At 47.4% G+C, this 13,467-nt stretch carries 13 protein-coding genes; 4 read left to right on the top strand and 9 right to left on the bottom strand.

Annotated features, from left to right (window positions below; genetic code table 11):
* Positions 1-106 precede the first annotated feature (106 nt).
* A complete protein-coding gene (locus tag HP568_RS18165; protein ID WP_015891582.1) occupies positions 107-256 on the top strand; it encodes a hypothetical protein in 150 nt (49 codons plus the stop codon).
* A 130-nt stretch (positions 257-386) separates the two neighbouring features.
* Positions 387-1,142, top strand: coding sequence for a hypothetical protein (locus tag HP568_RS18170; protein WP_173629850.1), 756 nt, complete (start codon positions 387-389; stop codon positions 1,140-1,142).
* Here the strand turns inward: HP568_RS18170 and HP568_RS18175 are convergent.
* The 5 genes from HP568_RS18175 to pdhA all read right to left on the bottom strand — a co-directional run bounded on the left by HP568_RS18175 (position 1,137) and on the right by pdhA (position 6,396).
* Positions 1,137-1,298 carry an aspartyl-phosphate phosphatase Spo0E family protein gene (locus tag HP568_RS18175; RefSeq protein ID WP_048033329.1) on the bottom strand — a complete coding sequence of 54 codons (162 nt, stop codon included), beginning with the start codon at positions 1,296-1,298 and terminating at the stop codon, positions 1,137-1,139. The two genes, HP568_RS18170 and HP568_RS18175, sit on opposite strands and share 6 nt — an antisense overlap.
* A gap of 123 nt (positions 1,299-1,421) precedes the next feature.
* A complete protein-coding gene (lpdA, locus tag HP568_RS18180) occupies positions 1,422-2,831 on the bottom strand; it encodes a dihydrolipoyl dehydrogenase (RefSeq protein ID WP_056488154.1) in 1,410 nt (469 codons plus the stop codon).
* Positions 2,832-2,837: 6 nt separating this feature from the next.
* Positions 2,838-4,223 (bottom strand): dihydrolipoamide acetyltransferase family protein, encoded by a 1,386-nt coding sequence (locus HP568_RS18185; RefSeq protein WP_173629851.1) that lies wholly within the window; start codon positions 4,221-4,223, stop codon positions 2,838-2,840.
* A 103-nt stretch (positions 4,224-4,326) separates the two neighbouring features.
* Positions 4,327-5,307 (bottom strand): alpha-ketoacid dehydrogenase subunit beta, encoded by a 981-nt coding sequence (locus HP568_RS18190; protein ID WP_173629852.1) that lies wholly within the window; start codon positions 5,305-5,307, stop codon positions 4,327-4,329.
* A 3-nt stretch (positions 5,308-5,310) separates the two neighbouring features.
* The gene (gene pdhA, locus HP568_RS18195; RefSeq protein ID WP_015891588.1) at positions 5,311-6,396 is read right to left on the bottom strand and encodes a pyruvate dehydrogenase (acetyl-transferring) E1 component subunit alpha; all 1,086 of its coding nucleotides are present in this window, start codon (positions 6,394-6,396) and stop codon (positions 5,311-5,313) included.
* Positions 6,397-6,724: 328 nt separating this feature from the next.
* Here pdhA and HP568_RS18200 point away from each other — a divergent pair, with 328 nt between their 5' ends.
* The gene (locus tag HP568_RS18200) at positions 6,725-7,459 is read left to right on the top strand and encodes an alpha/beta hydrolase (protein ID WP_173629853.1); all 735 of its coding nucleotides are present in this window, start codon (positions 6,725-6,727) and stop codon (positions 7,457-7,459) included.
* Positions 7,460-7,462: 3 nt separating this feature from the next.
* Here the strand turns inward: HP568_RS18200 and HP568_RS18205 are convergent, their stop codons facing one another.
* The 3 genes from HP568_RS18205 to ltaE form a co-directional block, all read right to left on the bottom strand.
* On the bottom strand, positions 7,463-7,654 hold the full coding sequence (locus HP568_RS18205) for a hypothetical protein (protein ID WP_007718905.1): 192 nt from the start codon (positions 7,652-7,654) through the stop codon (positions 7,463-7,465).
* A gap of 151 nt (positions 7,655-7,805) precedes the next feature.
* On the bottom strand, positions 7,806-9,449 hold the full coding sequence (locus tag HP568_RS18210; protein ID WP_173629854.1) for a peptide ABC transporter substrate-binding protein: 1,644 nt from the start codon (positions 9,447-9,449) through the stop codon (positions 7,806-7,808).
* Positions 9,450-9,679: 230 nt separating this feature from the next.
* The gene (gene ltaE, locus HP568_RS18215; protein WP_173629855.1) at positions 9,680-10,705 is read right to left on the bottom strand and encodes a low-specificity L-threonine aldolase; all 1,026 of its coding nucleotides are present in this window, start codon (positions 10,703-10,705) and stop codon (positions 9,680-9,682) included.
* 124 nt (positions 10,706-10,829) lie between these two features.
* On the opposite strand from ltaE, the gene HP568_RS18220 reads away from it, so the two are divergent.
* On the top strand, positions 10,830-11,132 hold the full coding sequence (locus HP568_RS18220) for a HesB/IscA family protein (RefSeq protein WP_048033335.1): 303 nt from the start codon (positions 10,830-10,832) through the stop codon (positions 11,130-11,132).
* Positions 11,133-11,195: 63 nt separating this feature from the next.
* On the opposite strand, the gene HP568_RS18225 is transcribed toward HP568_RS18220, so the two are convergent.
* A complete protein-coding gene (locus tag HP568_RS18225) occupies positions 11,196-13,445 on the bottom strand; it encodes a HelD family protein (RefSeq protein WP_173629856.1) in 2,250 nt (749 codons plus the stop codon).
* Between the last annotated feature and the right edge of the window lie 22 nt (positions 13,446-13,467).

Genomic DNA, 13,467 nt, shown 5'->3' on the forward strand with positions numbered 1-13,467 from the left:
TTCCTCACCATACGTGTTTGGAACAACCTCACTATAGAATACCAGCATTTCCTATGATTCGTCATCATGTGTTTACGCCAAACTAGGTAAAGAAGGAGTTGATTTTATGGAAAAGGACCATATTCTTGATGAAAATCCGCATCAAACTTACAATAATGTAGCTCGACCTCTGGAACAGACTGGCGAACCCCAGCCCGGCTCTAAAAAAGTGAAGCAGCAAAATCATTCGCGCTCCATTCAAACACGCGAAGGATAATGTATGGCACCCGGCTCCATTGCAGTCGGGTGCCACTGCCTTTTCCTTTTTTTTACATCGAAAAAGATTGAATTGTCCTACAAGGATGCACTATGATAAATTTAGTATCCTTGATGGAGGTTAAGTGAAGATGATCACCATTCCACTTCCGGGCAACCAAAGCCCTCTTTCCAATTTGATCAGCTATAGTGTTTCTCCGCTGTACGAGATGGCTGCTAGTTTGTACACACTTGCCCAAGAGACACCTCCCGAGCGATTTGCGTATTGGACCGAAGAAAAGGTAGAGCAGTTTGAGTCAGCCCGTCTTTTAAAAGAATGGGGTTATTTTGTTCCCCTCTTTCGATATGGGATCCCAGACTCATTTGACCCCCTACATACAAAAGGTGTGATGGCTGTCGATGATCAATATGAGTACTTCGTAACACTTCCCACCGATCATTTTGTGCGTAGCATGAAACCGATCCTGGAGGAGTGGATATCCCATCACGATGCTCCTATGGTTGCCTTCGATTTAGAAGAGGATGCCGATTATGTGAAAGGCCGTTTCAGCCTGTTCGTTTCATCTTATTGGCAGTTATTTTTTGAGGCGAATTGGGAGGCGATTGCTCCAAAATTCGTACGTGAAGCAGAACGGATTTATTACTCTTTACAAGGAATCGAATCCCTTACTACCTATCTTCAAACCATTTCTCCCGCAATTACCTATGACACAGAAACTCATCAACTCACCTGTCCGAGTAATGGTCCAAGCTACGATGCACAGCATCTCATTCTTTATCCTAGCTATTATTATGCCCAAGAACCCACGCTTACGAAAAAGGGTTGGAATGCCCATTTGCTGTATTCCATCTCGGAAGTTCCCCCTCAACGAAAAACGCCCTCATGAAGGGCGTTTTTCATGTTGCATATGTGCGACAATCAATTTATCTAATTGTTGACTGATTCTCACGATTTCAGGGTCAAGAAAATTGTAACCTGCATCTTTTGCTGCGCGCTCTAGCTTTAGTCGCAAGTCATCAATCATCTTACTCATTGTTTCCATGCTGTAGACCCCCACCTAACGTTGTCTCCCACTATTTTACATTATTTCAGAACAGGTGGAAAGGGTAAGATGTCGAAGAAAAAGCCTTGTACCCATTTTCCGGCACAAGGCTTTTTCCACTTCTTATTTCATAACGTGGATCGGACGACCCAGAGCCAATTCAGCAGCTTCCATTGTTACTTCACCCAGTGTTGGATGTGCGTGGATGGTCAGCTCGATATCTTCGAGTGTTGCGCCCATTTCGATCGCCAATCCGATCTCTGCGATGATGTTGGATGCTTCTGGACCAACGATTTGCGCACCCAATACGAGATTCGTTTCTTTTTCTGCAATCAGCTTCACGTAGCCTTCGCCTGCATTTACAGACAGAGCGCGACCGTTTGCTGCGAATGGGAAACGACCTACAATGTAATCGATGCCTTTTTCTTTTGCTTCTTTCTCATTGATTCCTACGCTTGCGATTTCTGGATCGCAGAATACAACCGCTGGAATTGCCTTGTAATCTACTTCTGCCGGATGGCCAGCAATCGCCTCAGCAGCAACCTTACCTTCGTAGGAAGCTTTGTGAGCCAATGCAGGGCCTGCTACGATATCCCCAATCGCGTACACGTTAGGAATGCTCGTGCGGCCTTGCTTATCAACAACGATCAACCCACGGTCAGTCACGTTCATGCCGATGTCGCGAATACCGAGTTCATCCGTATTCGGACGGCGTCCAACAGTAACGAGTACGTATTCCGCCTCGATTTTTTGTTGCTCGCCTTTTACTTCTGCAGTCACGATCACGCCGTTTTCTGTCTCTTCCATTCCTTGTGCCAATGCTTTTGTATGGATGGTAACGTCGAGCTTTTTCAGCTTGCGTTCCACCAAACGTGGCATGTCTGGCTCAAATCCTGGCAAGATTTGATCGGAACCTTCCAAAATCGTAACTTTTGTACCAAACTTAGCGAACACCGTACCAAGCTCGATACCGATGTATCCGCCACCGATTACCACGAGGCTCTTCGGCAGTTCAGTCAAGGACAGCGCTTCTGTAGAAGACATTACGCGTTTGCCAAACGGGAAGGCAGGCAACTCGATTGGACGCGAACCAGTTGCAATGATGCAATGCTGGAAGCGATAACGGTTGACATCATAACCGTGGAATACACGTACTTCATTTTCACTTACGAACAGCGCTTCACCAGGGATTACCTGGATTTTGTTGCCTTTGAAGAGGGAGCCTACACCACCAGTCAGTTGCTTCACGATGCCGCTTTTCCACTCTTGTACTTTGGCAAAATCCACTTTTACATTTTCCATGGTGATACCCATGGATTCTGTATGTTGTGTGTGCTCATATGTGTGTGCAGCGTGGATCATTGCTTTGGAAGGGATGCAACCTACGTTCAGGCAAACACCGCCCAGCTCAGCTTTTTCCACGACTGCTACTGTTTTACCAAGTTGAGCTGCACGAATCGCTGCAACATATCCACCTGGACCGGCACCGATTACGAGTACGTCAACCTCTGTAGTAAATTCACCTACTACCATTGTCTCTTATCCCTCCATGACGAGCAGCGTTGGGTTTTCGAGGAGCTGCTTCACGTAGTTGACGAAACGCTGTGCAGGTTCGCCATCAACCAAGCGGTGGTCAAAGCTCAAGGACAGGTGCAACATTTGACCTACCGCGATTTCTCCATTTTTCACAATCGGCTTTTCGCTAATGCGGCCAACACCCAGAATAGCTACTTCTGGATAGTTAATGATAGGCGTGAAGAACATACCGCCCGCAGAACCGATGTTTGTGATGCTGAAAGTAGAACCTTTCAACTCGTCAGCAGTCGCTTTGCGGTCGCGTGCTTTCTTCGCCAGCTCGCCGATTTCACCTGCGATTTGGAAGATGGATTTGCTGTCAGCGGATTTCACAACTGGAACAAGCAAACCGTCTTCTGTCGAGGTAGCGATACCGATGTTGTAGTACTTTTTGAAGATGATTTCTTGTTTTTCATCGTCGATAGAAGCGTTGAGTTCTGGGAATTTCTTCAGACCAGCTACAACTGCTTTCACGATCATAGGCAGGTAAGTCAGCTTCACACCACGCTCTTCAGCAAGTGGCTTCGCATCTTTACGCATCGCAACAAGGGCTGTAACATCCACTTCGTCGAAGATTGTTACGTGTGGTGCTGTGTATGCAGATTTCACCATTGCTTTCGCGATTGCTTTACGCATACCTTTCAGCGGAACGCGCTCTTCCAGCTCGCCTGCTGTAGGTGCGTGGTGAACAGTTGGAGCCGCTGCTGCTTGTGCTACACCTGTAGCTGCTGCTGCAGGAGCCTCAGTTGCTACTGGAGCTGCCACTGCGGTTGGTGCTGCTGCTCCGCCAGATACGAAGCGATCTACGTCTTCGCGTGTGATGCGACCCAATTTGCCTGTACCAGGTACATTAGCCAATTGAACGCCTTTTTCGCGAGCGTATTTACGAACGGAAGGGGTAGCCAACACATGCTTACGGTCAATTGGTGCCGCTACTGCTGTTGCCGTTGCTTGTGCCATTGGCGTTTCCAAAGTTTGGTTCGCATTTGCACTCACTTGGGAACCAATGTCGCAGCCTGGCTCCATTTTGTCTGCAGCTTGAGGCGCTGGTGCCGCTTCAGCAGCGTGGGAATCGCCATGACCATGGTCTGGCAGGTTCGGAATTTCGCCTTCTACGTCAAACTCGATCAGTGGATCGCCGACTACGGAAACCGTACCCTCGGTTACTTTCAGTTCGATAACTTTCCCTTTAACAGGCGATGGTACTTCTACAACCGCCTTGTCATTTTGTACTTCCATGATGACTTGGTCTTCTTCTACGGAATCTCCGGGCTGTACGTGCCATTTGACGATTTCGCCTTCATGGATACCCTCGCCGAGCTCCGGGAGCCTGAATGTAAAACGACTCACAGTATCTCCTCCTTAATAGAGATTTATCATTTATTTTTAGTTATTATCGGCCAAAAGAAGGCGGAAAGCTTTCAACTTTTCCGCCATTATGTCTGTTTCTCAATTAAAAATCGAGTACTTGTGTCAGACCATCTACTACGCGTTTTACGTCAGGCAGCCATACATCTTCTGCTTGAGCAAACGGGTAAACGGTATCTGGTGCTGTAATACGCAGTACTGGTGCTTCGAGGTGCAGGATCGCACGCTCGTTGATTTGCGTGATGATTTCTGCCGCAACACCAGACGTTTTTTGTGCTTCTTGAACAACGATCGCACGGTTTGTTTTCTTCACAGAAGCTACGATGGTATCGATATCGAGTGGGCTGATGGTGCGCAGGTCGATTACTTCTACTTTTGCTCCACGCGCTTTCTCGATTTCTTCTGCTGCTTTCAGGCTGGTATGCACCATCGCACCATAGGTGATGATGGTAACATCGCTACCTTCTTTTACTACGTTTGCTTTGCCGAGTGGAATTGTGTACTCGCCTTCTGGAACTTCTTGACGGAAGGAACGGTACAGCTTCATGTGCTCGAGGAATACAACTGGATCGTTGTCGCGAATCGCGGAGATCAACAGTCCTTTTGCATCATACGGGTTGGAAGGGATAACCACTTTCAAACCCGGAGTTTGCATCATCAAGCCTTCCAAAGAGTCAGCATGCAGCTCAGGCGTTTTCACACCGCCACCAAATGGGGAGCGGAATGTAACTGGGCTCGTGAAGCGACCGCCGGAACGGTAACGCATACGAGTAGCTTGAGATGCAATTGCATCGAACGTTTCAAATACGAAACCAAAGAACTGAATTTCTGCTACTGGACGGAAGCCGTTTACGGAAAGACCAACAGCCAAACCGCCGATTCCGGACTCAGCGAGCGGTGTATCGAAAACGCGTTGCTCGCCGAACTCAGCTTGCAGACCTTCTGTTGCACGGAACACCCCGCCGTTGTTACCTACGTCTTCACCGAAGACAAGAACGGTTTCATCGCGCTTCAACTCTACGCGCATTGCATCCGTAATGGCTTGAACCATTGTCATTTGTGCCATGGCTTATTTCGACTCCTTCGCCAGGAATTCTGCCTTTTGCTCTTCGAGTGCAGGCGGCAGTGTCTCAAACATTACATCGATCAGTTCGCTAACTTTCATCTTAGGTGTTTCGTCCGCTTTTTTGATTGCGTCCGCAACTGCTGCTTTCGCTTCTTCGATGACAGCTTCTTCGTCTTTTTCGCTCCAGAGACCTTTTGCTTCGAGGAACTTGCGGAAGCGGATCAATGGATCGCGCAGCTCCCACTCGCTTTGCTCTTCACCTGTACGGTAACGAGTTGGGTCATCACCAGCCATGGTATGAGGACCATAACGGTACGTCATTGCTTCGATCAGAGTCGCACCTTCGCCATTCACGCCGCGCTCTTTTGCTTGTTGAACCGCATAGTAAACGGCGAGAATATCCATACCGTCCACGCGCTCGCTAGCAATACCAGCCGCAACTGCTTTGACTGCGATATTTTCAGAAGCCGTTTGCTTTTCGAACGGCAGGGAGATCGCATAACCGTTGTTTTGAGAGAAGAAGATAACAGGCAGCTTGTATACCCCTGCAAAGTTCATACCCTCGTAGAAGTCACCTTGGGAGGTCGCACCGTCACCGAAGTAGTTGATCGCCACTTTCTTTTCACCGCGCAGCTTGTAACCCATTGCAACACCTGTTGCTTGTGTACATTGAGCTGCGATGATGATTTGTGGCATCAATACGTTTACACCTTCAGGAATCTTGCCACCCTCGATGTGTCCGCGGGAGTACAGGAATGCTTTGTGCATAGGGTATCCATGCCATACCATTTGTGGAATATCACGGTAGCTAGGCAGGACAAAGTCCTCTTTGGAAAGTGCAGCCTCGGAACCGATCATGCTTGCTTCTTGACCAGCTACTGGTGCATAGAAACCAAGACGACCTTGGCGGTTCAAGCTGATTGCGCGTTGGTCCCATACACGGGTAAATACCATTTTACGCATCAGTTCACGCAATTCATCATCGGAGAGCTTAGGCATCAAGTCAGGACGAACAACCGTACCATCCGGGGCAAGAATTTGCAGCGGGGCGTTGTTCTCTGTTTGTTCAACAGCAGTGGATACGCTCATCACATTCACCTCGTCACTAGAATAAGGGGCTTCCTTTTCCCGCGTTGCCCTTTGTCGCCTCAATCTGAGCATCTGCTCGATGAGCGACGATTGCCATACGCGGCGGAAGTGACCCTGATAAAAACCAGAAGAAAGTTGCATGGTGCAAGAAAGGGCTTACAGCGCCGTTTGCAACACCCTGTTATATTGCAGTCAAAATACCTGTTTAATGTGTTACAGTATTGATATTACAGGGTTTATTTCCTCTCTGTTATCATTTACTATATAAGCTGTATCAGTTTTTTTCAAGGCTTAGTTTTTCATTTGAGCAAACAGGGAGTGTGAATCGATGTCTGACTATGTAAAGCGAACCATAATAAAAGAAGAAGTGCCCAGCATCCACGTGGACACTCCCCGCTCGGTCAAAGTATACCTACCGCCGGGGTACAATGAGCTTCTTTCTTACCCTGTTGTGTATTGCCAGGATGGGAACGACTTCTTTACAATGGGGCGAATTGCGACCATCTCCAATCAATTGATTCTGGAAGAAGGTATCGTACCCTACATCGTCGTCGGTGTCTCAGTCGATCGCAACAAACGCACGAGCGAGTATTCTCCAGCGGGGTCGAGAAATGCAGCCTATCAGCGTTTTTTCACCGAAGAGCTGATTCCTTACATAGAGGAGCGTTATCCTGTGCGCCGTGATCCTGCTTCACGAATACTGGCAGGAGATTCTTTGGGCGGAACCGTTTCTTTGCATCTCGCATTGGAACACCCCGACCTCTTTCCACAAGTACTCGCGCTGTCAGGGGCGTTTTTCCAAACGACACTCGATCCGCTTTTGAAGCAGTCCAGCCTATCCTGGCTGCGAATCTGGATGGTCGTTGGCCTCGATGAGACAGCAGTGGAAACAAGTGCGGGCACCTTCGATTTCGTGCAATGGAATCGCGAGGCAAAACAGATTCTTGAGGACAAACAAGCAACCTTGTCGTATCGAGAAAAACCAGGGAATCACGTCTGGGGTTTGTGGCAAAAAGAGCTTCCTGACGCCTTGCGCTACTTCTTCCCACCTCCCCGTCTGTAACCATTACGAGCCATTGATTTCTTTGATGTCCTCGTACCCGTAATACCGGCCATCCACCAGGAAAATGCCTTGGTGGTTGGCTTTTTCAATTTCACCCGCAACCTGATTGGCGTCGTTTAGGACGATGTTGACAATCTTACTCTCATCCCGTTTCATTTGATTGAGAATGCGTTCTCGCTCTTTGGCCGAGATCATATATCCATCCCTCTTTTCCCCTGTGTTGGATAGCTATAGTATTTCATTGGCGGGTCTGAATTACACGCAAGTTAGTCAACCGAAGGGAACCAAAAAAAGCCTTGCCGCTCTCCCATTTTCCGGTCACGGCAAGACTTTTATACGACTTTACTTATTGTTCGATGGTTGTATATTTAAAATCTCTACCACCAAACGGGTTGATCAAAAATCCTTTGACTTTGTCATTTTTTATATAAGGTCTAGCGCCATAGTACACAGGAGCAATCGGCATTTCCTCCATTAAAATGGTCTCTGCCTCACGCATGATCGCATTACGCTTTGTCAGGTCTTTTTCCAAGTAACTCTGAACGATTAGCTCTCGGTACGTGTCGTTTTCCCAAGCAGCGTCGTTCGTCCCCACTGTTTTGTCCTTGAAAATTTCCAGGAAATTGATGGGGTCGTTAAAATCAGCACCCCAATTGCGGTAGGCAAACTGATAGTTTTTGGCGCGCTTGTTTTGTAAAAAAACTTTTTCCTCCAAGCCACTGATTTTTACGTCTACACCCAGACTTCTTTTCCATTGATCCTGAAGAGCTTCAGCCAGCTTTTTCTGACGATCGTCACCTGAACCATACGTGTATGTCACTTCCGGCATCGTTGAAAGCCCCAGTTCCTTCAACCCTTCAGCCAATAACTGTTTGGCCTTGTCTACATCCTCTTGAAAATAGTCATTTCCGCTGAGTTGCATAGAGGGCGGAACCCATGCAAACGCCGCAGGTACCCCTGTCTGTACGATTCCGTCTACGAGAGGCTGCCGTTGAATCGAATACGAGAAGGCTTGCCGAATCTTTTTATTCGTAAAGGGGGGCATGGTTGTATTAAAGGTGACGGCAACTGTATTCGGATACGGCGCCATTACGATTTTTCCTTCATCCTGCAATGCTGGGATCACATCGACGGGCAACACGTAGCTTGGATGCCCTCCCCAATCCAAATCACCAGAATCAAACAACGCTTGAGCGGTGTTGGTATCGGTAATCATGCTCCAAACGATTTTGTTGAGCTTCACAGCATCTTTGTCATGATACTTCTCGTTTTTCACAAGAACTATTTTGTTTTTATGCTCCCATAGCTCCATTTTGAATGGGCCGTTGCCCACGTAGTTGTCTGGAGACGCTGCCCAGTCCGGATGTGCCTCCAGGGTCTTTTTATGTAAAGGAAACAATGTCGGAAAAGCCGTTAGCTCGTAAAAAAACGGTGCTGGTGAATTGAGCTTGACCTCCAATGTAAAATCGTCAAGCGCTTTGACCCCTACACCTTCCTGCGAACCTTTCCCTGTGTTGAATTCTTCAGCGCCTTTAATGAAATAAAGCATGTAGGCATATTCGGATGCTGTCTTTGGATCGAGATTTCGTTTCCAGGCGAACTCAAAATCATGGGCGGTTACCGAATCTCCGTTACTCCATTGCGCATTCGTTTTCAATTTGAACGTGTACGTCGTCAAATCCTCGGATACTGTATAACTGTCGGCAATGGCGTTGGCAATTTTCCCATCCGGTCCATAGCGAGTCAACCCTTCAAAACAGGCAGTAATGACATCAAAGGAAGTGCCATCGGAAGCAAGTCCGGGATCTGCTGTCGGAGGCTCTCCACCGTCTGCGTTCCAATTCAACACCATCTCTTTTCCCGTTGGCTGCGTTGGTTGAGATGCCTGATCATTCGGTTTATTCGTTACCGCCGTTTCACTTGAACTACATCCCGCTAAAACTTGAAGCAGCAAGAAGCAGCCCAAAATCAAGCTCATCCTCTTTCTCATCGAGACCATCCCCCTTGATTCCATTCGATTCCACACACCAGTAAACGCTAGTGCTTTATCACACTACCATGATAACGCAAGTGCGGACGAAACAAATCAGACGGTATGGCGAAAAACAGATCGCGTATAGACTCTTATTTTATACAAATTGTCTAATTATTTTGAATTCGTTATTGAAACAAAGAAAAAAGCCAGTCTCCCCTTCGACTGGCTACAATCGGTTGAAACGATTACACCGTTTCCAATAATGCCTCTACTGCTGCAACAACGGTCTCGATATGTTGCTCGCTAATGTGTCGATGCGTCGTAAAGCGAATGACATACTCGTCAAAATCAACAGCGAGCACTCCTTTTTCCTCCAAACGTTCCAAGAAGGCGACAGCTGTTTGTCCAATCGAGTCTGTTTTCACCAGTACGATATTCGTTTCGACTTGCTCGACCTGAAGCGATAGCTGGCGCAAGCCTTTTGCCAATTGCTGTGCCCGTTCATGGTCTTCTGCCAATCGTTCGGTCATCTGCGTCAGAGCGATGATGCCTGGTGCTGCCAAATATCCTGCTTGACGCAGCCCGCCTCCTAATTTTTTTCTCCACCATCTCGCTTCTTCGATAAATGCACGATCTCCAGCCAAAATGGAACCAACTGGAGCACTCAGCCCTTTGGACATGCAAATCTGAACGGTATCGGCAAAAGCGCTTAGCTCACTGACTGCAACCCCTTGGGCCACAGCCGCATTGAAGAGACGAGCACCGTCCAAATGAACGGGAATACCGTGTTTTTTGGCGATTTCATAGACACTCTTCATTTGCGCGACAGAGATTACCGCCCCGCCAGCGCGATTATGTGTATTTTCAAGACAGATCAATTTTGTGCGAGGAAAATGGATATTATTGCCCCGAATCGCCCTCTCCACTTCTTCTGCACGCAAAGCACCACGTTCTCCAACCAGCGTCCGTGTTTGCACACCAGCCAATGCCGACATAGCACCGCCTTCATAGTAAAAAATGTGCGAATCCGCTTCAGCAATGACCTCATCTCCGTTGACACAATGCGTCAAAACAGCGACCTGATTGCCTTGCGTACCACTTGTTACGAACAGGGCAGCTTCCTTTCCGAGTATTTCAGCCGCGATCGCTTCCAAACGATTGACAGTTGGGTCCTCTCTATAAACATCATCACCAACCTCCGCTTCTGCCATTGCTCGAAGCATCTCCTCGGTTGGTTTCGTAACGGTATCACTGCGCAAATCGATTTTCATAGATGACTCTCCTTCCACCCTGTTGTCATTCTCTAGACATATCGTAACACTTTCAACATTGCATCCTGATTTCCCTCTTGCTAAGATGGAGGGGTAACTTACATACAGTTAGGGGATTTGACCTGTGAAACTAAAAATCACTCGTAACGCTGCCAAGCAATTGACTCCAATCATCGAGGCAGAAGAAGACAAAGAGTTGAAACTGCGCCTTTATATTACTCACGCTCACGGTGATCATGCACACTACGGACTCGCTCTGGACAAGCCAACAGAAGAAGATGTTGTGATCTCGACAGATAAAGAGATCGATGTGATCGTGAAAAAGGATGAGCCATTGCTCGATGGCGTCATCATTGATTACCTCTTCTTGCCACAAGAAGGGTTTGTTATTACCAACCCTTCCAAAGGTAACACAGGTGACCACTAAGCATGATACAGATAAACCCTCTGCTTTTTTACAGGCAGAGGGTTTTCTTTGATACCTAGTTTCTTATTCGTCAGTAGCCATGGTGTACAGCTCTGTCGATAAATCTTTCAGCAACGGCGAAGAAACGTTATCCACCTGCGTCATAACAAGGCGATGGACCGGACGTGTCATTGCGACATACAACAGTTTTGCGTCCCATTCGTTACTTTGATAGGCGTCCACATCCAGTAAAATGACCACATCGAACTGTAAACCTTTCGTTAGAAAAGCAGGCATGACGGTTACGCCACCCGGAAATTGGTTATCTTTGCTGCCCAACAGGGTCAGATCAGCTATCTTGTCTTGCAGTCCTTTATGTGCTTTTTTACTCGCTTGAATGGTTTTCGCTACGATCGCTATCGTTTTGAAGCCTTCCGACTGGTAGGCAGCCACACGCGAAGAGATGTCCTCCCACAGTTGCGCTCGTGAACGAGCCTTGACCATGCTTGGTTTTTCGCCATGTCGCAAAACCGGTTTTGCCAATACCGTCTCGGGCAATTCAATCTGCCGCAATACTTCATTGGCACAACGCATGATCTCAATTGTCGAACGATAGCTTTGCGACAACGTGTAATAGGAAGGAAACAACTGTGCAAAAATGCCCTTCGTCAACTCTTCCCAGGCATGAATCCCCCGGTAGCTATGAATACCTTGCGCAATATCTCCCACGATCGTTAACGAGTTTCGCTTGGTTGCCAATGCAATGACGGCTATTTCCAGCGCACTCAAGTCTTGTGCCTCATCCACAACTGTATGATCAAAATGCTCTGCCTTATTCATTCCTTCAACAATATGCTGCAAGTATAGCAATGGCGCGATATCTTCCGGCTCCAATCTCTCCTCTGCAAACAGCGCAGCACTTGACTGCGTCACATCACGCACAACTTCGTCTGAAATGTCAGCAGGTACGAGCTTGCGCAGCAATTCCTCGTCAGCAATCAACTCGCGATAAGCCGCAAAGATTTCCAGTCTTGGAAACGAAGTCAGGTACGAATCCAGTATTTGCTCCAGCATTTTCTCGAATTTGTACAAGCCTTCTTTGTCCAAATCGACTTTTCGCTCTCGCAAATGAGCAAACAATTGCTTGTTCATTTCTTGTTTCAAATGCTTGCGAAGCGCTTCTACCCGGCGATGATACGGCATATTCGCGAATAACTCCAGGAAGCATTGACGAATAAAATCACCCGGAATGGAAAAGACTTGCTTCGTCTTGTTGTATAAAAAGCTGAGCTTCTTAAAAGGAATTCTTGTGTCGACGATATGACGAATGTATTGCTCAAGCGCCTCCCGACAAGCGAGTGATCCTTTGAAGCGAAGTCTGTTTCGCGTCATTTCTTGCTGGCGCTCATCCTGCCCCTCTTCGAAGAACAATTGAAGGGGCTTATCAGGACTCACGATTTTCCATCCTTTTGGCAGCAGAGGCTTCACAAGACGTGCTGCCCAATCTACAAAGGTAGACTGTTGAACGTCATCGACCCCCAACTCAGGCAAAACCTCGGATATATAGGTAAGAAACATCCGGTTAGGTGCAAACACCATGAACTTTTTGGACATCATGGAATCCTGGTAGTTATAAATCAAATAGGAGAGTCGGTGCAGCGCGATGGTCGTTTTTCCGCTCCCTGCTACTCCTTGCACAACAATGGGCCGTTCTTTTTCCGCCCTGATAATATCATTTTGCTCAGATTGAATCGTTGCGACGATGTCTTTTAGTCTGCTATCGTTCGCCTGATTCAGATTGGCTGCCAAAAATTCATCGATGAAGCCCTCTTGCAAAAACTCGTCGGGATGCCCCATCTCACGGTTAATCGTTTCTTTTACTGCTCCATCATAGATGCCGACGATCTTTCCGTCTTCGATCGCAAAATTACGCTTTAATCGAACTTCACCACGTACGATCTCGCGTCCCATCCGGTAAAACGCGTCTTTGCTCTCACCGGAATAATAAAGACTGGCGATAGGCGCACGCCAATCCACGACGACAGAATCAAACGTATCACTGCGTACAATTCCCCGTTTTCCTATGTAGACCTGGTCCAGCTCGTAGATTTCATCCTTCAAGAAATCCACTCTGCCGAAATAAGGCTTCTCTCGCCCCTGATCTTCTAGGTAACGCAAATCCTTTGCCTTATTATAGTTAACGACCTGTTTCACATAGTCATCTGTTGCCTCGCGAATATCATTACGAAGCTGCTCCATTTCTTCGTCGATCGCTGAAATGGTATCATCCAGCTTTTTTTGTTCCAATTCATAATCACGATGCTGTGTACTCACAATCATTCCCCCTCACATGTAT

It is taken from the genome of Brevibacillus sp. MS2.2 (genome assembly GCF_013284345.1).
Classification (GTDB): Bacteria; Bacillota; Bacilli; order Brevibacillales; family Brevibacillaceae; genus Brevibacillus; species Brevibacillus brevis_C.

What these genes read in the sequence shown, in the direction of transcription:
- HP568_RS18165 (WP_015891582.1), top strand. Translation starts at nt 107, where the DNA reads ATGGAAAAGGACCATATTCTTGATGAAAATCCGCATCAAACTTACAAT.
- HP568_RS18170 (WP_173629850.1), top strand. Translation starts at nt 387, where the DNA reads ATGATCACCATTCCACTTCCGGGCAACCAAAGCCCTCTTTCCAATTTG.
- HP568_RS18175 (WP_048033329.1), bottom strand. Translation starts at nt 1,298, where the DNA reads ATGGAAACAATGAGTAAGATGATTGATGACTTGCGACTAAAGCTAGAG.
- lpdA (WP_056488154.1), bottom strand. Translation starts at nt 2,831, where the DNA reads ATGGTAGTAGGTGAATTTACTACAGAGGTTGACGTACTCGTAATCGGT.
- HP568_RS18190 (WP_173629852.1), bottom strand. Translation starts at nt 5,307, where the DNA reads ATGGCACAAATGACAATGGTTCAAGCCATTACGGATGCAATGCGCGTA.
- pdhA (WP_015891588.1), bottom strand. Translation starts at nt 6,396, where the DNA reads ATGAGCGTATCCACTGCTGTTGAACAAACAGAGAACAACGCCCCGCTG.
- HP568_RS18200 (WP_173629853.1), top strand. Translation starts at nt 6,725, where the DNA reads ATGTCTGACTATGTAAAGCGAACCATAATAAAAGAAGAAGTGCCCAGC.
- HP568_RS18205 (WP_007718905.1), bottom strand. Translation starts at nt 7,654, where the DNA reads ATGATCTCGGCCAAAGAGCGAGAACGCATTCTCAATCAAATGAAACGG.
- HP568_RS18210 (WP_173629854.1), bottom strand. Translation starts at nt 9,449, where the DNA reads ATGAGAAAGAGGATGAGCTTGATTTTGGGCTGCTTCTTGCTGCTTCAA.
- ltaE (WP_173629855.1), bottom strand. Translation starts at nt 10,705, where the DNA reads ATGAAAATCGATTTGCGCAGTGATACCGTTACGAAACCAACCGAGGAG.